Here is a 20,976-nt window from a genome sequence, read left to right as displayed (position 1 = left end):
AAGCCTTATAACAACAGCCTCAAGAGAGCAAGGATATGAACACTGCATTAGATAATAATGGACATAAAAGCGCTGGCATCTGGCAGAATCTCCGCCTGATGCCGCTGTTTAGCCTGATCTTCGGCGGCATATTGCTGCTGTTCGCACTCTGTATTGGTATCGCCAGTTACTTTCTTATCTCAAGCAACCACTCTCTCAATGATGCTACGGACGAAATCCAGGTTCGCATGGGCCTCGCTAACAGTTCCAACCACCTGCGTACGGCACGCCTGACCATTATTCAGGCCGGTGCCGCCGCGCGTATTGGTGAAATGGACGCGTTTCGCGCCAACGTGGCGGCTGCTGAAAAACGGATTCAGCAGGCTAAAGAGGGGTTTGCGGTCTATCAGGCACGTGAGGTGAAAACCCCCGCTGACGTTGAACTGGATGCCACGCTGCAGGCACGCTTCAACGATTACATCAATAAAGGCCTGATACCCATGATTAATGCCGGTAAACAGGGCAGCTTTGAGGGCATTATCGCCCAGGAGACGGACGTTACCCGCAGGCTGGATGATGACTATAACGCAGTGTTACTGAAGGCGATCAAAATTCGTACTGACCGCGCGAATGCTATTACTGCCGAAGCCGATCATCTGTCACGCATTGGCTTTATCTCGATGGCCGTGGCGTTTAGTGCCGCACTGGTGCTGGTGCTGCTGACCTTTGTCTTCCTGCGACGCGTGGTGATTAACCCGCTGCGTCAGTCGGTGATGCGTATCGAACGCATTGCGCAGGGCGATCTGACCTCTGTTCCCCTTCCCTATGGCCGCAGTGAGATTGGTACGCTGATCCACAACCTGCAGCTGATGCAGCAGGCGCTGGTCACCACCGTCGGAACGGTGCGTGAAGGTGCTGTGGCGATTTATCAGGGCTCCAGCGAAATTTCAGCTGGTAACACCGATCTCTCTTCACGCACCGAGCAGCAGGCGGCAGCACTGGAGCAGACCGCTGCCAGCATGGAACAGCTCACCGCCACGGTAAAACAGAACGCCGAGAATGCCCATCACGCCAGCCAGCTGGCCGCGGATGCCTCTGGCAAGGCGCGCAGCGGGGGTGATCTGGTCGATAGCGTGGTGAAAACCATGACCAACATTTCCGGCAGCTCAAAGAAAATCGCTGAGATCACTAACGTCATTAACAGCATCGCGTTCCAGACCAACATCCTGGCGCTGAACGCAGCGGTTGAAGCAGCGCGCGCCGGAGAACAGGGTCGCGGCTTTGCGGTGGTGGCAAGCGAAGTGCGCAATCTGGCCCAGCGTAGTGCGCAGGCGGCCAAAGAGATTGAATCCCTGATTGCTGAGTCGGTCACGCTGATTAATGACGGTTCGCATCAGGTTGGCGCAGCGGGCAGTACCATGGGTGAGATTGTCGAGGCGGTACGTCGCGTCACCGATATTATGTCGGAAATCGCCGCGGCATCGGACGAACAGAGCCGGGGTATTCAGCAGGTGAGCCAGGCGGTCACTGAGATGGACAACGTCACTCAGCAGAACGCCTCGCTGGTGGAAGAAGCCTCAGCAGCAGCAGCCTCGCTGGAAGATCAGGCGGGCAAACTGACACAGGCGGTAGCGGCATTCCGTCTGCAGGATTCGCCTGCCACGAAAAGTGTGGCCACCCGCGTCACATCACCAGCCAAAACATCCGCTCTGACACCGCGCCCGGCGCTGACCACCGGTAGTGATAACTGGGAAACCTTCTGACGCCATGCAGGTAACCTGCAGCGGCTGTTGTCGACGGCAGCGGCGCTGAATGCAAAAAAGCCCCGTTACGTTTAACGTAACGGGGCTTTTTTATGCACGTCAGGCTCAGGCGTCGTGGTAAGGCTCGACGAAAATACCATCCGGCTGCTGCGTTTCATTAAAAAACCAGATGCCTAATGGATAATCTTCCAGCGCGACCAGAAACATGGTGCCTTCATTAAATGGCTCCATAGCCAGAATGGTGCCAACGCGACGCGGGCCGCCATCGGTTTTGACGCTGACGCGGTCATTTACCTTCATTTCGGTTCTCCTGATTATTTACTGCGTACAGTCTAAACGAAGAACCGGCGCGATGCAGCGCGTTAGCGGCGGGCAATGACCCAGACGGCATGAACGATACCAGGGATGTAACCACAGATCGTCAGCAGAATATTCAGCCAGAAAGCACCACCAAAACCGACCTGCATAAACACACCCAGCGGTGGCAGCAGAATTGCGATAATAATTCTTAAGATGTCCATAACCATTCCTTTAGGTATTGAAAAAAATCAGCTTTATCATCAACTATAGCCGAATCTGCTCTGTTCAGGGGCAAAGTCAGGTAAATCTGAGTAAGGACCATTTTTGCAATTTCTTAACATTTCACCGCAAGACTTCTTACGCGCCTGGCCTTTACACTTCCTCCACTGCACCACACCCATAGGTGCAGCCACAACCTGAAGTAACAAGGATTTTGCCCGCGCAGCGCGGGCTTTTTTTTGCCTGCGATCTGCCCGGTCCCCTCTTTCTGCCCCGCGTTCTATACTGATTATTCTGTTTGCTCTCAGGAGTCAGAAAATGACAGACGAAAAGCAGCACACCGATATGCCGGCGTCCGATTTGAAGGTGGATGTTGAGGGTTTACTGGCGGCGATTCAGGCGAAAACGTCAGGAGAGATAAAGGAATATATGGAGCAGGGCCAGATGCCACGGCTCGAAGTTGAAGGTCAGATTTTCCACTCCTATACCGAACTGGCAGAAGCGTTTGAAATCGACATCTGTGACTATCGCGCCTATGAAGCTAACCGCTGAAATCGATTTCAAAAAAATACCCGGCGGGAAGGCCGGGTAAAAATTCAATTCGTTACACCAGGGAATTCTTAACACCTATGCAGATTACGCGATCGCGTCACCGAAACAAGTATCAGATATGCACGTTTTTGCAACGAACCGGGTCGTTGTAAGGCTATAGTTACCGAAAACACCGGGCCAGCCAGTGACTTAGCGCCTGCACATTTCTTGTATCCCTCGTTTTCCCCTCTTCTCTTTTAAGATTTATCCTGGATTTTCAGCCGGCGTGGCAGGAAAAAAAGTGTGAGCCATATTCAACTATAATATTGAAAAATCGCTGCTTTAGCCGCGAACGTGATGAAAGGAGCCTGTTAATGCCCGATCTTCAACAGCCGTTAATGATTATTACCGATCTCGATGGTTCGCTACTGGACCACCATACCTATCGCTGGGATGCGGCTACGGAGTGGCTCACCACACTAAAACAGTCCGCTATTCCGCTGGTGATCTGTTCCAGTAAGACGGCAGCCGAAATCATTCCGCTGCAAAAAAAACTTGGGATCAGTGGTTCACCCTTTATTGCCGAGAACGGTGCCGTGCTTCAGCTGCAGGATCAGCAGCGTATCCGTCTGCCTGATAACACGCTGACTTATGACGCTCTCTGCCAGCGGCTGGCTGCATTGAAAACAGCCTACCGCTTTACCGGCTTTCATGATTTCTCCGATCCGGAAGTGGCCTCAATGACCGGACTGAGTGAGGGAGATGCCGCGCTGGCACGCCAGCGCGACGCCTCTGAAGTGATTGTCTGGCGCGACAGCGATGAAGCTTTCGATAGCTTTCAGGAGGCACTGCGTGCTGAAGGGCTGGCGCTGACGCAGGGCGGACGTTTCTGGCATGTCATGCCAGCAGGCTGCGGCAAAGGTGAAGCGCTGCGCTGGCTGCTGGATCATGCCCCCGGTGAAGCGCCCATCACAATTGGTCTCGGTGACGGGCCGAATGATGCGCCGATGCTGGATGCAGTTGATTATGCCGTCGTGATTAAGGGCTACAGTAAAACACCGGTAACACTCAGCCGGACCGATCAGCAGCAGGTCTATCACACCGCTCACCATGGCCCCGAAGGCTGGCGTGAAGGGCTGGACTATTTTTTGACTCAACCTCAATAAGCTGCCCACGGGCATTAAAAGGATGATGCGATGAGTGACTTTTATCAGAATGGCGTAATCACCAACTTCCACAACCTTACCCACCGCAGCGTGGAGTCGCTGGAAAAAGAGATGGTTCGCTTTGCCCGCAAACGCAAAATGGGGCTGATCCTGCCATCGCTGTTTTCCGAACTTGAAGGTCCGGCGCTGACGAAAATCGTTGATGAGCTGGCCAAAGTGCCTTATCTGGACGAAATTGTCATTGGTCTGGATCGTGCTGACCGCGATCAGTTCCTGTTTGCCCGCGAGTTCTTCTCCCGCCTGCCGCAACGGCATCGCATCCTGTGGAACGATGGCCCGCGTCTGAAAGCCATTGATGCGGAACTGGATAAAGAGGGTCTGTCGCCCACCAACCCCGGCAAAGGCCGTAACGTCTGGTTCTGCACCGGTTATACGCTGGCGTCAGATCGCACCAGCTGTGTGGCGCTGCATGACTGCGATATCGTCACGTATGAGCGTGGCATGCTGGCCCGCCTGCTCTACCCACTGGCCAACCCGGCGTTTCAGTATGAGTTCTGTAAGGGCTTCTACGCGCGCGTCGCGGATGGCAAGCTGAATGGCCGCGTCGGCCGTCTGCTGGTCGGGCCGCTGCTGCGCTCACTACAGAAAGTCTATGGCCATTCGGAATACCTGGATTACCTGACAAGCTTCCGCTATCCGCTCTCTGGCGAGTTCGCCATGCGAACGCATGTGCTGAACGGCATCAAGATCCCCGGCGACTGGGGACTGGAGATTGGCGTGCTGTCAGAGATTTATCGTAACTACACCACCCGCCAGTCGTGCCAGGTTGAGATCGCCGATAACTACGATCACAAGCATCAGCCGCTGGCAGAAGATGATGGCACCGGCGGCCTGAAGCGCATGAGCAGTGATATTGTCCAGTCACTGCTGCGCAAGCTCGCCACCATGGGTGTGCCGCTGACCAGCGACTCGTTCCGGGTGCTGAAAGCAACCTATTATCGTAATGCGCTGGATATGATGGAGACCTACAATCACGAAGCAGCAATGAACGGGCTGAAGTTTGATCAGCATGTGGAAGAGGCTGCGGTAGAGATGTTTACCCAGTCGATTCTGGAAGCAGGTCAGGCGTTTATTGAGCGTCCTAACGATAAGCCGTTTATACCGAGCTGGAGTCGTGTCCAGTCAGCCTTCCCAGATGTGCTGCAGCGGATCTATCAGGCGGTTGAAGAGGATAACGACGGTAACGTCTGAAAACAGGGCGGCACAGGGAGTGTGCCGGGCCATAGGCAGTCAGAAACCGGGCCTGGCGGGTCGCAGAACCCACAGGCCTGATGCTGTCAGCCCGCCAGTTGTTGTGCCGGATTCAGGGCGCAGAGTTCATCGCTGCGAAAAGCCTCGCTGCGCACGGCAAAGCCGTCATACCAGCGGCACTCCACCATGCCACTCGCGTAGCCGGTCACCACCATCGTCTGCCCCTCTTCCTTATGCTGCACTTCTTCACTGATTGCGAAAACCATAATGCGCTCCTTTCATGCGTGTTATTAACCTGAGTGATTATTTTCTTTATAGCAGGCAAAGCCGACCCTTGCCTGTTAAGGCACGCAAAAAAAGGGCGAATTCAGAATTAAGCAGCTGGATATGCGGAATATAAAAAAAGCGGATAAAACTTATCCGCTTTTATGAAGTGTTGACGCTGACGTCAGATTTTACAGCCTTCGCAATCGGCTTCGTCACCGAGATCATCCGGCACTTCGCTGGCTTTTTTCTCTGCTTTCGCTTCAGCCTGCTCAAGTTGTGCGTCGATATCAAATTCAAACATGTCGTCGTTCATCGTCATTCTCCTGACCTTTAATCACAGTGCGCTTTATACCGATTTTCCGCGCACTCTGGCAATAAGGTTGACCACTAACAGCACGATCGACCCAATGATAAAGCCGAGCACCAGGTTAGCGCCGTTGCTGAGCAGCATCGCGATCCAGCTGCTGAAGCCACTGCTGACTTCCTCTATCAGATGATGCAGCGGCGTGATGCCATGCACCACGATGCCGCCGCCGACCAGGAACATGGCGATGGTGCCGACTACCGAGAGGATCTTCATCAGCCAGGGCGCGGCGGCCAGCAGCACACTGCCGATACCCTGCGCAACGCGCGACGGCTTTTCACGCAGCCAGAAACCGAGGTCATCAATTTTCACGATGGCCGCCACGATGCCGTAAACGCCTACCGTAACCAGAATTGCGATGCCCGCCAGGATAATCACCTGGTTGAGCAGCGGCGATTCCGATACGATGCCTAAGGTAATCGCAACAATTTCGGCTGACAGAATGAAATCGGTGCGCACTGCGCCCTTGATCTTCTTCTTCTCAAACTCGGCCGCATTCTGATTCGCCAGCGACTCGAGTCGCTGCTGACGCGCTTCCGGTGATTTGCTCTGCTTGTCATGCTGCAGACTGTGCATTACCTTCTCCACGCCTTCGTAGCAGAGATAGGCACCGCCAATCATCAGCAGCGGCGTAATCAGCCAGGGCGCAAACGCGGAGATAATCAGCGCCAGTGGCACCAGGATCAGTTTGTTAAGAAACGATCCTTTGGCAACGCCCCATACTACCGGCAGCTCACGGTTGGCTTTGACGCCGCTGACCTGCTGAGCATTCAGCGACAGATCGTCGCCCAGTACGCCAGCAGTCTTTTTCGCCGCCACTTTCCCCATGACGGAAATATCGTCCAGAAGTGTTGCAATATCATCAAGTAAAGTCAGTAAACTGGTTCCCGCCAAAATCTTATCCTTAGTCTGGTTCGTTATGTTGACAACATGGGCAGCGCTCAATTTCCGTAACAGTCATCTCCGCGATGCCCTCACAATCCCACTCTACCCGCACCGTCTCGCCTGCTGCTCCTTCAGCATGCAGATATTTGCTGACCGGGCTTTCAGTCATACCGGTGATCTCCTCCGTGGCGATAAGCCTGTCACCACAGTAAACCCGCGCGGTCGCTTTGGTATTCACCATCCGCTCGTCACGAATCTGGTAAAGGCGTTTTACCGTCAGTTTTATGCTGCTCATTTCAGGATCCTTGCCACGGAGAAAGCGCCGATCTAACCAATTATGTCTCTGATTAGCAATCGGCGTTGTAATGATGAATGCCCTGATGGTCGATCTCCGCACTCTCCGGCATCGCCAGCAGCCACTCCTCCAGCCGCTCCAGCAGATCCTGATCCGCCAGGCGCAGTTTGCCACGTAGCGCACACTCCCAGATGATCAGCACTTTCCAGCCGCTTTCCTGCAGCTGGCGCACATAACGCCGGTCACGTTCAACATTGCTGTTAATTTTTCCGGTCCAGAATTCTATGCGCGTCGCCGGCAGCTTAAACAGATAGCAGTGATGACGATGCCAGAAGCAGCCATGAACAAAAATAATCGCCTGATGTTCGGTCAGAACAAAATCAGGCCGTCCCGGCAGATTTTTATCCTGCACGCGAAAACTGAATCCCCGATCTTTCAGCAGCAGCGCAATACGTTGCTCAATGGCCGTATCCTGAGCGCGAATGGCACGCATATTTTTGCTGCGTGTTTCGCTGGAGTGAACATCAGCCATAACGTCTCCTTTTTTGCTGGTTCTGTAACTTTAGCCTGCGCCGCGAAAAGCGAAAGCTGTCGCCGGACGACTTCGGAGATTACGCCGCGAAACAGAACTTTCCGGCGGTCTGACACAGGGCACATCCCGGCAATTTCCTCGCAGCCTCTGGAGTGTTAGCATAGGCTCCTTACTGTTAAGGAAAAACGCATGCATCCCGCCGCCCTCGCTGAACCACTCTCTGCTGCACTTTCATCTGCTGATGCGTCTGAACTCTTTAGACAGGTGCTGGACATCTATTCGGTTCGTGATCTCACGGCCCGACTGCAGCAGGCGGGATTTTCCTGCTGGACGCCGGCCCTGCTGAACCGGATTCGTCAGGGTAAAAGCGTCCTGCCACCGCTGTGTGATGCGGAGCTGTCGCTGTTGCAGAGTCTGCTGCCGACCCGGCCCGCCCACTATGATAACCCTGAGTTTCGTTTTATCGATCTCTTTGCCGGGATTGGCGGCATCCGTAAAGGATTCGAGGCGATCGGCGGTAAGTGTGTGTTCACCAGTGAATGGAATAAAGAGGCGGTTCGCACTTACAAAGCCAATCACTACAGCGATCCGCTGGAGCATCACTTCAATACCGATATTCGTCAGGTGACCCAGCCTGAAGGTCTGACTGACGATGAAGCGATATACCGCGCGATTGATGCGGCAATCCCCGACCATCAGGTGCTGCTGGCCGGTTTTCCCTGCCAGCCTTTTTCGCTGGCGGGGGTCAGCAAGAAAAATGCGCTGGGCCGCGCCCACGGGTTTGAGTGTCAGGTACAGGGCACGCTGTTTTTCGATGTTGCGCGCATTCTGGCTGCCAAGAAGCCGCCATTTTTTGTGCTGGAGAATGTGAAAAACCTCAAAAGCCACGATAAGGGCCGCACCTTCGCCATTATCATGGAGACGCTGGATGAGCTGGGCTATGACGTGGCCGATGCCGGAGCCAGCAGCCCCGATGCCAAAGTGATCGATGCGCGCCACTTCCTGCCGCAGCATCGCGAACGCATTGTGCTGGTGGGGATTCGCCGTGACCTGAAAAAGCAGGACTTTACGCTGCGCGATATCCGCCGTTTCTACCCGGCGCAGGTCCCCAGCCTGCAGAGCCTGCTGGAGAGTGCGCCGGACGACAAATATATCCTGTCACCGGTGCTGTGGCGCTACCTCTACCAGTATGCGAAAAAACATAAAGCCAAAGGTAATGGCTTTGGCTTTGGCCTCAACGATCCGCGCAATCCTGACTGCTGCGTGCGGACGCTGTCAGCGCGTTACTACAAAGATGGCTCAGAGATTCTGATTGATCGCGGCTGGGACAGTGCGCTGGGCGAAGCGGAGTTTCAGGATGCGGATAATATGGCGCGTCGACCACGCCGCCTTTCCCCGCGCGAATGCGCGCGCCTGATGGGCTTTGATGTGCCGGGCCGCGAGCCGTTCCGCATTCCGGTTTCAGATACCCAGGCCTATAAGCAGTTTGGTAACTCGGTGGTGGTGCCGGTGTTTGCAGCGGTGGCTCAGCTGTTGCTGCCGCATATTCGTCAGCTGAAGTCGTCATCGAACTGAAATAAAAAAACCCGTCTTGCGACGGGTTTCAGGCTGATGAAGAACTTACATCTGACGATACTCACAGCAACAAATAAGCTCAACTCGCAGGGAACACGGTCAGAAGAGGAAAGCGTCCCGCGCCAGGACGGTGCGGGCCGAGCATGCCATGGATGGCGGCTTTTGCGTCTTTCCGATCTGACCGTGTTCCCTGAGCAGGCACAGTCTCATAGCGAAACGGTCCAGCCTTTCTCCAAAGTAAAAACCCGTCTGGCGACGGGTTTCTGTTTTATTTTTTCTTCTTGCTCTGCTTCTTCAGCAGCAGCCGAATCTGCTTCAGCTCTGTTGCACTTAATGCATCGGTCTTCACGTCAGCGGCACTGGATCCCTCAGTCCCCTCTTCAGTGATGTCCTGATTATCAATGGCGGGATGCGGATGCGTTTCGAGACTGGCCTGCAAACGCTGCACAATTTCCTGGCTCATTGAAACCTGGTTTTCCAGCGCCAGCTGTTTAATCGTTTCTTTCAGCTCGGGATCAATTTTAATCGTTAAATTAACAGTTTCGGTCATCGGGCAGCTCCTTTTTGTTATTGCTCACACGCTACCGGATGACCGTTTCGATTAACATACTGTCATAAAAATTTAATATTCGGTTTTCAATGGGGTGAAATCCCGCAGTACGCCCTCATCCATCCCCACCAGATTGCCCTGAAGCTCGGCATACAGCTTCGCCATATAGCGTACCAGGAAATCGGCGTTATGCTCAGCCAGCATGCGGCCGGTTTCGGTATGCATGGTTTCCGGCAGGCGCAGCAGCTTCTTCTGGAAATGGTCCAGCGTCCACTTAACATCATTCAGCTCGCGATCTTTACCCAGCGGATCCTGACTGTCGAATAATGGACGATTCAGTGCACCGGCCGTGTAAAAGACCCGCGCCAGCCCGATTGCGCCCAGCGATTCGAGCCTGTCTGCATCCTGAACGATTCTGGCTTCGAGCGTCTCTGGCGGGATACCGGCGCTGAAACTGTGGGTTTTAACTGCATGCATCACGGCATCAATCTTTTCTGCCGGGAAATCGAGAAAATCCTGCTGCAGAATGCGCTGCGTTTCCGCGGCTGCATACGTTGAGGCGAGATGCCGTTCCGGATGATTCTTTGGAAGATTCACTACATCATGAAAATAGCAGGCGGTGAGCACCACCAGCGGGTCCGCCTTCGTGCCTGTCATGATTCGCTGCGCGCTCATCCAGACGCGTCGCAGATGGGCGATATCGTGCGCGCCGTCGTCGTGGATCCAGTTCGCCTGAAACCAGCTTTCATAGCGGGATTGCCAGAGTGTGAGTGACATAATCTATCTCCCTGTAGTGATCGACAGCGGATTCTCTGTCGTGATCAGTGCGCAAACGGCAAGCCATCATAGCGACTGGCTAATGACACCTTTTTTACAGTGCTGTTGAAAAGAGCAGTGCTGCCAGCTATTTCGGGCAGAAAAATGAGATCTGGATCATCTGTATAGCATCTCTGTTACATAAATACCGCAATTTCGGCGGTTTTAAGCCTTTCCTCAGTGAATTGCTGCTAAGAAAATTAGTTTAACAGCAGTAATGTTTGATTCATTCTCAACCAGCTAAACCTGTCGGGCTAAACCTTTTTTTGTCACGCATTTAATTGTAAAAGTGTGGGCAATAGCAGGTGAAAAAATCTGAAAAGGTTCCTATTTTTACCGTTATAACGTACTGTATCCGGGCTGTTCGTCGCGTTCTGCCGATTGCGTGATAAGCTTTGGTGCGCTTTTTGCATTTTGCTGGTTTTTAACACCCAACGTGACAATTTTGAAGTGACTGTCAGGCGACAAATTATTAAGCAAAATGATTTAAAGCTTTTATGATAATTCTCAGATGTGAAGCAAATGGACGTTTACAGCAGTAACCGGGTTCTACTAATAAAAAGAGGTAATCCATGAAAGAACGGCCGATTCTTTTTTCCGAACAGCGTGTTCGTGCCCTGTTGGTTGGCCAGCAAACACAAACCCGGCGCATTATGAAAACTCAGGCTTTCGGGCCGGGGCAGGATCATCACGAGGGCGTACATGCTTTTGATGTGAGTGCTAACCATCTGCATGGCTACAAGATGATGTCGATGGCGGACATCAGCTATCAGTGCCCCTACGGCAAGCCGGGTGACATCCTCTGGGTGCGTGAAACCTGGCGTGGCCCGATGGTGCCAGAAAGCGATCTGGCCGAATATGAACGTGATCCGACGCCGTTTCGCCTGCCGGAATATTGCCAGTATCGTGCCGACAGCAATGAGCTGGGTCAGCATGCGATGAGCACCCCGGAAGCCGAAGAGTTTGGCTGGCAGACCGCCATCCACATGCCGCGCTGGGCCAGTCGTATCAACCTCGAAATCACCGGCGTGCGCGCGGAGAAGATTCAGGATATCAGTGAAGATGACATTATGGCGGAGGGCGTACAGACCGACTCGCATTTCCTTAATAACTTCTTCACCATGAACGTTAATTCTGAGTCGCCTAAAGAGGCGTATCGTAAAGCCTGGGAAAAGCAGTATGGCGCAACCAGCTGGGAAGTGAATCCCTGGGTCTGGGTCATTGAATTTCAGCGCGTTGAACGCAGGTAATCCCTCAACCCTGCGCTTTGCGGGTTGAATCACAGACAACGGCTGCGCTAACGGGTTGAATAGACAGCCTTCAGCCCTGAAGTCAGACAGAAGATGCCAGCATTCGATGCTGGCATTTTTATGTCTGCCGCGTCAGGATAACGACATAGCCCGGTTCTGTGCAGGAGTTGCGATGTTTAAATGGCCCTGGAAAACGCATAACGACACCATGCTGGCGGCCCTGCCGTGGCAACAGGGGCTGTCACAGCCTGTCTTCAGCCCGCTGGATGAGGCTGAACAGCAGGCGCTGGTGGAGCTGGCAAGGCGCTTTCTGCAACAGAAAAAACTGGTGCCTCTCGGGGGTGCTCAACTGGATGAACTGCGCAGCGTGCGGATCGCCCTGCTCTTCTCTCTGCCAGTGCTGAAGCTGGGTCTGGAGTGGCTGGACGGTTTTCATGAGGTGCTGATCTATCCCGAGCCGTTTGAGGTTGACGATCAGTGGCAGGATGAAGATGGGCTGGTTCACAGCGCACCTGCCGTTCATGCCGGACAGAGCTGGACCCAGGGACCGGTCGTCCTCAACTGGCTCGATATTCAGGATTCATTCGATCTCTCCGGCTTTAATCTGGTGATTCATGAGGTGGCACACAAACTGGATGCGCGCGGCAGCGGTTATACCAGCGGTGTTCCGGTCATGCCGCTGCGTGACGTAGCCCAGTGGGAAAAGGATTTGCGAGCCGCGATGGCAGAGATTGAGAGTGAAGTGGAACTGGCAGGCGAACAGGCTGCGACCATTGATCCCTACGCCGCCAGCGATCCGGCAGAGTGTTTCGCTGTACTCTCTGAATATTTCTTTACGGCTCCGCTTCTGCTGGCAGAACGTTTTCCCGCCATGTATCAGCATCTGCGCCAGTTTTACCAGCAGGATCCCCTGAGCCGGATGACATCTGAAACGGCTCAAACTGCTTAAATCCCGATCGCATTGCGTTAAAGCTAGCCAGTTGAATGATAATGTCTTTTTTGCTGTTGACACCTCAGTGCGACGCCGCTAATATTCGCCTCGTTCAAACGATTCCTCTGTAGTTCAGTCGGTAGAACGGCGGACTGTTAATCCGTATGTCACTGGTTCGAGTCCAGTCAGAGGAGCCAGAATTAGAAAAGCCCGCTCAGGGAAACCTGAGCGGGCTTTTTGCTTTTCAGTACTCCCGATTTTCTCGTTCTTTCTGATTAGCATCCGGATCCGCCTGCTGTTACCTGCATATTCCTGGTGAATCCGGCGGTTATAAATGCAAGAAACCAGCCGGGCAATCCCTGCTCTGGCTGGCTCGTACTCCCGGCGAATTATTACTCAGGAATAGTCAATACCTGACCCGGCGCAATTTTATCCGGGTTGCTGAGGATATTTTTATTCGCCTCAAAGATTTTCATATATTTTGATGCGTCATTATAAAATTGCTTAGCGATTGCGCTGAGCGTGTCCCCGGATTTCACCGTATATGTGCGAACACCTGATATTGAGGCATCAGTCTTATTCTCAACATTTTTATCAACGCTATGTAACAACTCATCGCCAATATTTTTAATATTATCCAGAATGCTCATAATTACTCCCCTATCGTTTCCGATACGTTTAGTTTAATTAAAAAAACAGGATTGCCAGACAAATACTATGCGGCGTACGATACACCTGCTTTTATTTTGTGGATTAAACCACTGCTAAACGTGCAGTAATTTATATAAAAAGAAGGATGGTAATGATGGGTATATTGTCATGGGTTGTATTTGGTCTGCTCGCCGGTATTATCGCCAGATGTATTATGCCAGGTAAAGAACATATGGGCATTTTCATGACCATGATTCTGGGTATTATCGGCGCGCTGATTGGTGGTGTCGCCAGTACGGCTCTGGGCTTTGGCAAGGTCAGTGGTTTCAATATTTACAGCATTGCGATTGCAACCCTGGGTTCAATTATTGTGCTGTTTGTCATTCATAAAATCAGAGCATGTAAACAGTCTTAAGCGATCACTATTCAGGGGAAATAAAATGAGTTTACTGGAAACGGTGCTGGCGATGTGCGGCCTGAATACTCAGACCAGTCAGGAAGTGAAAGGTGTACTGGAGTGGGTGGAACAGCAAGGCGGTTTACACACCATCGTAAGCCATCTTCAGAGCGGTGAGTACAGTGAGGTGGTTAACTCCTGGCTGGGCGATCAGCAGAACGTTGCCCTGAGCAGCGATCTGGTGAAGAAGATGATTAACTCCGAAGCGATTGAGCAACTGGCTGCGCGGATGGGTATCAACACCAGCGATGCACTGAATCTGCTGGTCAAATATCTGCCACAGCTGGTGGATAAAGCGTCAACGGCGGGGGTCGTGGATAAAAAAGCCGATCTTACCGGTCTGGTGAGTCAGTTAATGCACTAAGCTTGATGCCATTGAAAGATAAAAGCCTGCTGCGAAAGTATGAGGCTTTTATCTTTTGGGTTAGTCAGGATGAATTAAGTCAATTGCTGTCAAGCTCTTTTCAACGTTAATAGAAACTATTCAGATGACCCTATAGCAAATATCAAGATTCAACTTTAGGGTCACCTGCATTTAGCTTGCCAGGTGGATCCACCTGGCAGGTGTTATCACACTCACTGACTGAAGCAACTCACATTATGTGAGCCATTTATCTGCATTAGAAAATTACATTTGAGCACTTTCCGGAATCAACAAAAGACAGCCCTGCTCAATTTTCACCGTAATAAGGGTTCCGGTTTCAAATCCAGCTTCACGCAGCCATTTCCCACTCAGATGTATTGCAGGTGTGGTGCAATTGCCGCGTTTGGGCTGATAGCCGATGGTATACCGACGTTGTGTTTCAGTTGGCGCGCTTTCAGATGGCAAATGGTGTGGATCGAGGTTCGTGCTCATGGGGAAGCCTCCAGTATGCATTTTAAACCGCCACCTGAGGTTCCAGTCTCATGGGTGGCAGACTGCACGAGGTTGGAACTGCCGGGCACACTGAACCGGCGCACCCTAAGGTGCCCTCGCCCAGCCCACCATTGAGGTGTGGCGAGACGCACGACAATAAAATGTTGCCGCGAGTGTGCATTAACCGGAGTTCCAATTCCGTCGCCTGATTTGGCAGGCGCAGAAAAAGAATACGGCGATTAATGCTGGACGACAAGAAGCAGTACTGGAACACAACTCGCAGATATTTAACGAAGTTATCTGCCATAGAAACCGGCTCATCTCTTTATCCCTGCGCTTTCTGAGCAACGAAATGACCGTTCACTTCACCCTAAACGCAAAAAGGCCCGCAAAGAAGCGGGCCTTTAACCAGACAAAGCACAACAACCGTTATTTTTCATGATAACGATGCACTGCCGGATAATATTCCAGTCCATAGAGCTGGCTTAGCGGCAGTAGCAGTTCAACGTTAATGTCATGGCTATGGGCATCCGCCGCAGGGCCGCTCAGCAGCTGTTCAAACCAGGCTATCAGTTTCTGTTTCATCTCGGGTTCTCCGCATCAGTTTATGCCCTGAGTAAACCCGCTTACGCGCCCGATCAGAACCAAAAATTTCAGCGCTGCTTATGCCGAAAATGGCATAACGCGCCTTGCCTGGCCCATCATCAGCTGCCGAGAGACACCGGCCGGTTACTGCGTTATCAGCGTCACCCAGTTTGCCCCTTTGCCAGCTGGTGCTTCCGCCACCCGTTTAAGTTCGCCGCTGGCCGGAGCGATGGCGTAGCTGCCAATCACGGCGCTCTTCTCTCCGCTGACGATCAGCCATTTGCCCTGCGCATCAATCGCGATACTGCGCGGCTGTTTTTCCACCGGCCAGCTGCCGATGAGTGTTAACTCACCCGACGATTTATCTACCCGATAGCCGCTGACGGTACTGGAGGTGCGCTCGGTCACATAGATAAATTGTCCATCCGGCGTGATTCTGATGTCCGCCGCCCAGATGCGCGGCGTCGGATCGCTGTAACCCGCCGGGCGCTGCTCGCCATGCTGCAGGTTATATTTCTTCGCCACCGCATTGGGCCAGGTTTTTAATGGCGTCAGCGTGCCATCGGCTGCACGCCGGAACTGCGTAATGGTGCCGCTCATCTCCGCGAGGTTGTAGAGGAAGCGATTATCCGGCGATATCACCGAATGCCGCGCACCGCTGTTCTTCTCGCCCTGAACAAAACCGGTGCCCAGCGGCGTGATCGCCCCGTCACTGGCAAAAGCATATTGCAGCACCCGATCCGCGCCAAGGTTGCCAACGTAGAGCGAATGATTGCTGACGTCGGTGATCACCGAATGGGCATGCGGCCCGGTTTTCACTTCGCCCGTAACCTGGGTCGTCACAATGCCTTTATCATCAATCCGGTTGCTGGTGACGATATCGCTGTCATAGGAGGCGGCCAGCAAGTAGCGCCCGCGCTTATCGGTAGTGATCCAGGGAAAGCTGGCTTTAACCGGCGTCAACGCCAGTTTCTGCAGATCACCGTGTGGACGGGTGACGCGCCAGCTGATGATTGCGTAAGGCGGCGAGCGCAGCGCGCCATAGAGATGTTTACCATCCGGGCTGACCGCCAGCGGCATAATCTTTTTCCCGGCGGGCGTATCGCCCCGCCATTGCAGGCTGCCATTGGCCTCGCTGAGCAGATAGCGGGAAACCGTGCCGGATTCGGCATTCGACACATAAACAAAGGTTGTCGCCCACAGCGGGGGGCTACACAGCAGCGGCAGAAGTGCCAGCGCCGTTTTCAGACGGATCATAGGGTCACCTTGATAAGAAATGTCTGCGTCAATGCGCAGCAGGAATTACGCTAACCCTGTCTGATGAGACTGGCTTTGTGCAACTGACTGAAATTATATCTGAAAGTCTGGAGATGTGACGAAGATGTTATTTTTAAAGGCGGGGGCCTGAGAGGTGATGCCTTCCCCCGGTGCCAGGAGAAGGCATATGCTTGTTGCTACCCGGTTTTCGCGATCATTTTATAGTAACGGTTAAGCCACTTGCCGCTGTTAAGTCGCCACCAGAAGAAGATGCCACGCACCGTCCAGTCGAGGAACATCCCCAGCCAGACGCCGGTGACGCCCATCCCCAGCTGAATACCCAGCAGATAACCGACCACCACGCGCGCACACCACATGCTGAACATCGACACATACATAGTGTAGCGCGCATCACGTGCGCCCTTAAGTCCGGCAGGTAGCACCCATGACGCAGCCCATAGCGGCATAAACAGCGCATTCAGCCAGAGCAGATGTTTCGTTACGTTGATCACTTCCGGGTCGCTGGTATAGAACCGCGCCAGCAACCCGGCCAGCGGCACCGTCAGCAGCGCTATCGCGCTCAGGCACGCCGTTGCCAGCCAGAAAACATGCCGCACCTGTCGTTCCGCCTGAAAGACCTGATTTTTGCCCAGACGGGTACCGGTAATAATGGTCGATGCTGAACCCAGCGCATTGCCCGGCAGGTTGATCAGCGACGCAACCGAGAACGCGATAAAGTTACCCGCAATCTCACTGGTGCCCATGCCTGCCACAAACACCTGCGTCAGCAATTTACCGCCGTTGAACAGCACCGACTCGATACTGGCAGGCACACCTATACCTAATACTTCCATCAGAATGCTGCTGTTCCAGCGTCGGAAATAGCTCGACAGCGTGATTTTCAGCGAGGCATTAAAGCCAATCATCAGCACGTAAATCACCGCGATCGCCCCGATATAACGGGTGATGGTCAGACCGAGTCCGGCGCCGACAAATCCCAAACCGTCCCATGAGAAGCAGCCATAGATCAGCACGCTACTGATAATGATGTTAAGGATGTTCATGCCGCCGTTAATCAGCATCGGAATTTTGGTGTTACCCGCGCCACGCAGCGCACCGCTGCCGATCAGCGTGATGGCCGCTGCCGGGTAGCTCCAGGCGGAGGTCTGCAGATAGCTCAGCGCCAGCGCTTTAACTTTAGGGTCGGCGGCACCGGCTATCGCATCAACGATGAGATGGCCCCAGAACTCAATGGCGATCACCAGCACAAAGGCGAGTATCGTCATCATAGCCAGCGACTGACGCGTGGCGGCACGGGCGCGCTTGCCGTTGCGTTTTGCCAGGCTGAACGCCACCACCACCGTGGTACCGAGATCGATAGCCGCAAAGAACGAGATGATCACCATATTGAAGCTGTCGGCCAGGCCAACGCCCGCCATTGCCTCTTTGCCCAGCCAGCTGACCAGGAAGGTGCTCAGTACGCCCATCAACAGCACACAGGCGTTCTCGAAGAAGATAGGCACTGCTAATGGCGATATTTCACGCCAGTAGAGCGTGCGATAAGAGCGGCGTTTCGGGTACCACGCCGTGCGCTTAATCGCCTGCATCACTGCTACGCCGGGATTTTGCAAAGGATTACCAAATCAGAAGAGACTGACGAGATCTAATGATGATAGTGGGCAGAGAAATATGCAAAGTCTTTCCGGGACAAATTAATCATGGTTACAAACTTTTTAGTTCAGATTCGGCAGATTCTGCCTCGCCGGGTCGTCCCCTGTAGCAAACCTGATTATTTCCGGGACGTTACGATCGCCTGTCAGCACGTTACTGCTGGCTGCGCTGCCGCTCTCTTGTCATATGCAGCGCAACAGACACGGCGGCATCGCCTGTTGCGATAATAAAGATTTTCTTAACGGATTCTCGTGGCGTGCGTTCCGGCTCAGTGCAGCACTGGTCAGATTACGCGCGTCGTTAGCGCAAAAAAAAGGCGATCACAGATTCTTCACCAATCTCTGCAACAAACCCGCTAAGCTTGGGGCAAATTGCGGAAAAAAATGGAAGGAGAAACCATGCCGACACTACGGAAAAACCTGACCAGCCAGCAGGCGCTGGATGAACTCGAACGCCTTTACGACGGTGCCGTTGATGCGCTCCGTGCGGCGATTAAAGTGTTTACCGAAAACGGCACGCTGCCCGATGCCGCGGAACGGGAAAAGGGACTCTTTGTTTACCCGGAGCTGCGCATCACCTGGCACGGTGAAGGTCCACAGCAGAACCGCACGCGTGCCTGGGGCCGCTTTACCCATACCGGCAGTTACAGCACCACGGTCACCCGCCCGGCGCTGCTGCGCCACTATATTTCAGAACAGCTGGCGATGCTGGAGAAGGAATATGAGCTGGAGATCGACGTGGTGCCCTCCAGCCAGGAGATCCCCTATCCTTACGTGATCGACGGTTCCGATCTGTCGCTGGATCGCACCATGAGCGCCGGTATTGCGCGCCACTTCCCGACCACCGAGCTGTCACAGATTGGCGATGAGACCACCGACGGTCTGTTTCACGCCGACGCCAAATTCCCGCTGTCGCACTTCGATGCGCTGCGCACTGACTTCTCGCTGGCCCGTCTGCGTCACTACACCGGCACCAGCGTAGAGCACTTCCAGCCGTTTGTACTGTTCACCAACTACACCCGTTATGTCGACGAGTTTGTGCGCTGGGCAATTGAGCAGGTGCGCGATCCCAATACCCCTTACGACAGCCTGGCCTGTGCGGGTGATGTCGTGCTGACGGCCGACACCGCCGACAGCGAGTCGATGCTCTCGGATCTGGCGTGGAAGAAGCATCAGATGCCTGCCTGGCATCTCACCTCACCCAATCGCCGTGGCATTACGCTGATTAATATCGGTGTCGGCCCGTCGAATGCCAAAACCATCTGCGATCATCTGGCGGTGATGCGCCCACACGCCTGGCTGATGATTGGTCACTGCGGCGGTCTGCGCGAGAGCCAGCGGATCGGCGACTATGTGCTGGCCCACGCCTATCTGCGTGACGATCACGTACTCGACAGCGTGCTGCCGCCAGACATCCCGGTGCCAAGCATTGCCGAAGTGCAGCGCGCACTGTATGACGCCACCAAGTCGGTGAGCGGCATGCCAGGTGAAGAGGTGAAACAGCGCCTGCGTACCGGCACCGTGGTGACCACCGACGATCGCAACTGGGAGTTGCGTTACTCCGCGTCGGCCCTGCGCTTTAACCTGAGCCGTGCGGTAGCGGTCGATATGGAGAGCGCCACCATTGCCGCGCAGGGCTATCGCTTCCGGGTGCCGTACGGCACGCTGCTGTGCGTCTCCGACAAGCCGCTGCACGGCGAGATTAAGTTACCCGGTCAGGCAAACCGCTTCTATGAGGGGGCGATTTCAGAGCATCTGCAGATTGGTATCCATGCGGTTGAACTGCTACGCGCCGAAGGCGATAAGCTGCATTCGCGAAAGCTGCGGACGTTTAATGAGCCGCCTTTCCGGTAGGTGTATCGCCGCTGGCTTGGGGAGGTTTGTTCGCTGCGTGAACGGGGCTGCTGCGCTGACGCTGAGGTGTTCGCTGCGCGAACAGGCTATGAGAGGAGTTTCGTTCGCCTCGCGGGCTACATGCGCTAATAACATGGTGTTCGCTGCGCGAACAGGCTCTGAGAGGGGTTTCGTTCGCCTGAGCAGTTGGGCAGTTTCAGTATCGCCTCTGCAGGCGACCGACAAGGGGCGCCAGTCGCCGCGCCCCTTGCCCCCCGGCTCCGGCCTGCTTCACCGCCGCTTCGCGGTCCCTTCGCTTCTTCAGGATTTCTCACGGATCGCCGGGACGCGCCATCCCTGGCGCGAACCCGCCTCTTCGCGACATCCCTGTCGCTCGTCCTGAAATCCCTCATCCGCTCAGCGGTTCTGACGGCCTCCCTGCCCCCCCTGCTGTTATCTCTTCTTTCTGTGTTGGGTACTTTATCGCTGTGGTTTTCAGGATTGCCTCTGGCTTCAGGCTTAACAGTCAGAAAGGCCTTACACCCTATCCGCGGTAATCACGTCTTCTTCGGGCACTGAGAATGTAGCGGTAAGATTCCGTGATTGGCTTTTGCTTTGGCTTTAAGTCCAGCAGACAACACACCATCCGAAAAACAAAGGAGGGATTACAGACGGGGGTTTGGGAGAGGCATCCGAAGCGCTGAGGAACAACCGGAGGCGAGGATGAGCCGACAGGACGTCGGCGAAAGGACGGTTCGCGCCAGGGATGGCGCGTCCGGACGGTCCGCTGGCCGCAGGGCGTGACGAAGGCACCCCGCACAGCGGGGCGCGCAGGCAGCCGGACGCCGGGATTGTTAAGGGGCGGGCGTCCGCCCCTTGACGCGTCCGCCTGCACGGGCGACCTGAAACTCCCTATCGCCTGGCGGGCGTAACCCGCTCAGAGTAAGCCCACTGCAACGCGTAACCCACCCAGAGCAAGCCGCTGCTAAGCAT

General features: G+C 54.2%; 23 protein-coding genes, 1 tRNA gene and 1 pseudogene. 11 read left to right on the top strand and 14 right to left on the bottom strand.

Features of this window, described 5'->3' with window-relative positions; translation table 11 throughout:
• The first annotated feature begins 35 nt into the window (after nt 1-35).
• A complete protein-coding gene (locus ACTJKZ_RS02890) occupies nt 36-1,742 on the top strand; it encodes a methyl-accepting chemotaxis protein (protein ID WP_161736207.1) in 1,707 nt (568 codons plus the stop codon).
• A gap of 105 nt (nt 1,743-1,847) precedes the next feature.
• On the opposite strand, the gene dsrB is transcribed toward ACTJKZ_RS02890, so the two are convergent.
• Nucleotides 1,848-2,042, bottom strand: coding sequence for a protein DsrB (dsrB, locus tag ACTJKZ_RS02885; RefSeq protein WP_013358293.1), 195 nt, complete (start codon nt 2,040-2,042; stop codon nt 1,848-1,850).
• 62 nt (nt 2,043-2,104) lie between these two features.
• Nucleotides 2,105-2,263 (bottom strand): YqaE/Pmp3 family membrane protein, encoded by a 159-nt coding sequence (locus ACTJKZ_RS02880; RefSeq protein ID WP_013358294.1) that lies wholly within the window; start codon nt 2,261-2,263, stop codon nt 2,105-2,107.
• A gap of 316 nt (nt 2,264-2,579) precedes the next feature.
• Between ACTJKZ_RS02880 and ACTJKZ_RS02875 the strand changes: the two genes are divergently transcribed.
• From ACTJKZ_RS02875 to ACTJKZ_RS02865, 3 genes are all read left to right on the top strand, one after another.
• The gene (locus ACTJKZ_RS02875; protein ID WP_161736206.1) at nt 2,580-2,813 is read left to right on the top strand and encodes a DUF2525 domain-containing protein; all 234 of its coding nucleotides are present in this window, start codon (nt 2,580-2,582) and stop codon (nt 2,811-2,813) included.
• Between the two features lie 353 nt (nt 2,814-3,166).
• On the top strand, nt 3,167-3,958 hold the full coding sequence (locus ACTJKZ_RS02870) for a mannosyl-3-phosphoglycerate phosphatase-related protein (protein ID WP_161736205.1): 792 nt from the start codon (nt 3,167-3,169) through the stop codon (nt 3,956-3,958).
• A 30-nt stretch (nt 3,959-3,988) separates the two neighbouring features.
• The gene (locus ACTJKZ_RS02865) at nt 3,989-5,209 is read left to right on the top strand and encodes a glycosyl transferase (RefSeq protein WP_013358297.1); all 1,221 of its coding nucleotides are present in this window, start codon (nt 3,989-3,991) and stop codon (nt 5,207-5,209) included.
• A gap of 86 nt (nt 5,210-5,295) precedes the next feature.
• Here the strand turns inward: ACTJKZ_RS02865 and ACTJKZ_RS02860 are convergent, their stop codons facing one another.
• The 5 genes from ACTJKZ_RS02860 to ACTJKZ_RS02840 form a co-directional block, all read right to left on the bottom strand.
• A complete protein-coding gene (locus ACTJKZ_RS02860) occupies nt 5,296-5,475 on the bottom strand; it encodes a YodC family protein (protein WP_161736204.1) in 180 nt (59 codons plus the stop codon).
• A gap of 182 nt (nt 5,476-5,657) precedes the next feature.
• Nucleotides 5,658-5,789, bottom strand: coding sequence for a hypothetical protein (locus tag ACTJKZ_RS02855; protein ID WP_003854444.1), 132 nt, complete (start codon nt 5,787-5,789; stop codon nt 5,658-5,660).
• A 33-nt stretch (nt 5,790-5,822) separates the two neighbouring features.
• Complete coding sequence (locus tag ACTJKZ_RS02850) at nt 5,823-6,734, bottom strand: DUF808 domain-containing protein (RefSeq protein WP_161736203.1); 912 nt, start codon at nt 6,732-6,734, stop codon at nt 5,823-5,825.
• A gap of 10 nt (nt 6,735-6,744) precedes the next feature.
• Complete coding sequence (locus ACTJKZ_RS02845; protein WP_090959971.1) at nt 6,745-7,020, bottom strand: hypothetical protein; 276 nt, start codon at nt 7,018-7,020, stop codon at nt 6,745-6,747.
• A 52-nt stretch (nt 7,021-7,072) separates the two neighbouring features.
• Nucleotides 7,073-7,552 carry a very short patch repair endonuclease gene (locus tag ACTJKZ_RS02840; RefSeq protein WP_440829198.1) on the bottom strand — a complete coding sequence of 160 codons (480 nt, stop codon included), beginning with the start codon at nt 7,550-7,552 and terminating at the stop codon, nt 7,073-7,075.
• Between the two features lie 189 nt (nt 7,553-7,741).
• Between ACTJKZ_RS02840 and dcm the strand changes: the two genes are divergently transcribed.
• Nucleotides 7,742-9,127: a DNA (cytosine-5-)-methyltransferase gene (gene dcm / locus ACTJKZ_RS02835; RefSeq protein ID WP_440829197.1), complete on the top strand. Its 1,386-nt coding sequence runs from the start codon at nt 7,742-7,744 to the stop codon at nt 9,125-9,127.
• A 268-nt stretch (nt 9,128-9,395) separates the two neighbouring features.
• On the opposite strand, the gene ACTJKZ_RS02830 is transcribed toward dcm, so the two are convergent.
• Entirely contained in the window at nt 9,396-9,677 is a 282-nt protein-coding gene (locus ACTJKZ_RS02830) for an Arc family DNA-binding protein (protein ID WP_161736200.1), read from the bottom strand.
• Nucleotides 9,678-9,749: 72 nt separating this feature from the next.
• Entirely contained in the window at nt 9,750-10,454 is a 705-nt protein-coding gene (locus ACTJKZ_RS02825) for a phosphohydrolase (protein WP_161736199.1), read from the bottom strand.
• 611 nt (nt 10,455-11,065) lie between these two features.
• On the opposite strand from ACTJKZ_RS02825, the gene ACTJKZ_RS02820 reads away from it, so the two are divergent.
• The 3 genes from ACTJKZ_RS02820 to ACTJKZ_RS02810 all read left to right on the top strand — a co-directional run bounded on the left by ACTJKZ_RS02820 (nt 11,066) and on the right by ACTJKZ_RS02810 (nt 12,871).
• A complete protein-coding gene (locus ACTJKZ_RS02820) occupies nt 11,066-11,743 on the top strand; it encodes a hypothetical protein (RefSeq protein WP_161736198.1) in 678 nt (225 codons plus the stop codon).
• A gap of 172 nt (nt 11,744-11,915) precedes the next feature.
• A complete protein-coding gene (gene mtfA / locus ACTJKZ_RS02815) occupies nt 11,916-12,692 on the top strand; it encodes a DgsA anti-repressor MtfA (RefSeq protein WP_202605051.1) in 777 nt (258 codons plus the stop codon).
• Between the two features lie 103 nt (nt 12,693-12,795).
• Nucleotides 12,796-12,871: transfer RNA gene (locus ACTJKZ_RS02810), tRNA-Asn, on the top strand.
• Between the two features lie 195 nt (nt 12,872-13,066).
• On the opposite strand, the pseudogene ACTJKZ_RS02805 reads toward ACTJKZ_RS02810, so the two are convergent.
• A pseudogene (locus ACTJKZ_RS02805) lies at nt 13,067-13,327 on the bottom strand (LysM peptidoglycan-binding domain-containing protein); the annotation flags it as partial.
• A 152-nt stretch (nt 13,328-13,479) separates the two neighbouring features.
• Between ACTJKZ_RS02805 and ACTJKZ_RS02800 the strand changes: the two are divergent.
• Nucleotides 13,480-13,740, top strand: coding sequence for a GlsB/YeaQ/YmgE family stress response membrane protein (locus ACTJKZ_RS02800; RefSeq protein WP_041456944.1), 261 nt, complete (start codon nt 13,480-13,482; stop codon nt 13,738-13,740).
• 25 nt (nt 13,741-13,765) lie between these two features.
• A complete protein-coding gene (locus ACTJKZ_RS02795; RefSeq protein WP_440829196.1) occupies nt 13,766-14,146 on the top strand; it encodes a YidB family protein in 381 nt (126 codons plus the stop codon).
• A 264-nt stretch (nt 14,147-14,410) separates the two neighbouring features.
• Here the strand turns inward: ACTJKZ_RS02795 and ACTJKZ_RS02790 are convergent, their stop codons facing one another.
• The 4 genes from ACTJKZ_RS02790 to ACTJKZ_RS02775 all read right to left on the bottom strand — a co-directional run bounded on the left by ACTJKZ_RS02790 (nt 14,411) and on the right by ACTJKZ_RS02775 (nt 18,087).
• Nucleotides 14,411-14,638, bottom strand: a complete 228-nt coding sequence (locus ACTJKZ_RS02790; protein ID WP_440829195.1) for a SymE family type I addiction module toxin — start codon at nt 14,636-14,638, stop codon at nt 14,411-14,413.
• 429 nt (nt 14,639-15,067) lie between these two features.
• Nucleotides 15,068-15,223, bottom strand: coding sequence for a hypothetical protein (locus ACTJKZ_RS02785; protein WP_202605085.1), 156 nt, complete (start codon nt 15,221-15,223; stop codon nt 15,068-15,070).
• A 144-nt stretch (nt 15,224-15,367) separates the two neighbouring features.
• Nucleotides 15,368-16,480 carry a beta-propeller fold lactonase family protein gene (locus ACTJKZ_RS02780; RefSeq protein ID WP_161736527.1) on the bottom strand — a complete coding sequence of 371 codons (1,113 nt, stop codon included), beginning with the start codon at nt 16,478-16,480 and terminating at the stop codon, nt 15,368-15,370.
• Between the two features lie 197 nt (nt 16,481-16,677).
• Nucleotides 16,678-18,087 carry an EmmdR/YeeO family multidrug/toxin efflux MATE transporter gene (locus ACTJKZ_RS02775; RefSeq protein ID WP_161736528.1) on the bottom strand — a complete coding sequence of 470 codons (1,410 nt, stop codon included), beginning with the start codon at nt 18,085-18,087 and terminating at the stop codon, nt 16,678-16,680.
• A 462-nt stretch (nt 18,088-18,549) separates the two neighbouring features.
• Here ACTJKZ_RS02775 and ACTJKZ_RS02770 point away from each other — a divergent pair, with 462 nt between their 5' ends.
• Nucleotides 18,550-20,004: an AMP nucleosidase gene (locus ACTJKZ_RS02770; protein ID WP_161736529.1), complete on the top strand. Its 1,455-nt coding sequence runs from the start codon at nt 18,550-18,552 to the stop codon at nt 20,002-20,004.
• The last annotated feature ends 972 nt before the right edge of the window (nt 20,005-20,976 follow it).

This window comes from Pantoea sp. 22096, from assembly GCF_052045955.1.
GTDB lineage: Bacteria > Pseudomonadota > Gammaproteobacteria > Enterobacterales > Enterobacteriaceae > Pantoea > Pantoea alfalfae.
The sequence above is the reverse complement of the archived record's forward strand: the minus strand, read 5'-3'. Positions and strand labels throughout refer to the sequence as shown.